The 1,277-nt window shown below is 45.8% G+C and carries 1 pseudogene; it reads left to right on the plus strand.

Annotated features, from left to right (window positions below):
- Nucleotides 1-1,277 (plus strand): annotated as a pseudogene (locus O3644_RS10010) (mucus-binding protein); the annotation flags it as partial.

Raw genomic sequence — 1,277 nt, forward strand, 5'->3', positions numbered from 1 at the left:
GTACCAAATGTACCAGGAACTACACCAGTCGGCCCAGATGGCACAACACCATTGACACCGAAAGATCCGAGCGATCCAAGCAAGGGTTACAACCCACCACCAATTCCAAGTGATCCAACGAAGGATACACCAATCAACTACGTTAAAGATGGTCAAAAAGCGATTATTACCTTCGTAGACCAAGACGATAACAACAAGGAAGTTGGTAAGGTTGTCGAAAGCGGTAAGTCAGGTGAGCCAATCGGTACAACCAACTACGCAGCTCGTCTGAAAGAATTGACAGACAAGGGTTACGAAGTTGTAACAGATGAGTTCGCAGGACCTAAGACCTTCGATAATGACGATAAGAAGGATCAAACCTTCACCGTTACTCTTCGTCAAGGTACAGAGAAGATTACAGACCCAGCTAAGCTCAACAAGAAAGTATCACGTACTATCAAGTACGAATACGCAGATGGTGAGACAGCCGGTCGTCCAGCTCTGAAAGCTCCTGTGACTCAAGAAGCAGCCTTCACACGTACAGGTGAACGTAACCGTGTAACTGGTAAGGAAACCTTCAGTGCATGGACACCAGCTACGAAAGAATTGGCTCAAGAAGCTACACCAGTTGTAACTGGATTCGTGGCAGACAAGGCCAATGTAGCAGCGAAGACAGTGACTCCTGATGATAAGGATAGTGAAGAAACAGTTAAGTACAGCAAACTTGGTTCATACGTACCAAATGTACCAGACGGACTTCCAAAAGTACCAAACCTTCCATATCCAAACGATCCAACAGATCCAAGCAAACCAGGTACTGATCTTCCAGTGATTCCACATGTACCAGGAACTACACCAGTAGGTCCAGATGGCACAACACCATTGACACCGAAAGATCCGAGCGATCCAAGCAAGGGTTACAACCCACCACCAATTCCAAGTGATCCAACGAAGGATACACCAATCAACTTCGTGAAGGATGGTCAAAAAGCAATTATCAGCTTCGTAGACCAAACTGACGGTAATAAGGAATTGACCAAGGTTGTCGAAAGCGGTAAGTCAGGTGAGCCAATCGGTACAACCAACTACGCAGCTCGTCTGAAAGAATTGACAGACAAGGGTTACGAAGTGGTGAACGATGAGTTCGCAGGACCTAAGACCTTCGATAATGACGATAAGAAGGATCAAACCTTCACCGTTACTCTTCGTCAAGGTACAGAGAAGATTACAGACCCAGCTAAGCTCAACAAGAAAGTATCACGTACAATCAAGTACGAATACGCAGATGGTCAAACAGC

Source organism: Streptococcus sp. 27098_8_113, from assembly GCF_041432545.1.
Taxonomy (GTDB): Bacteria; Bacillota; Bacilli; order Lactobacillales; family Streptococcaceae; genus Streptococcus.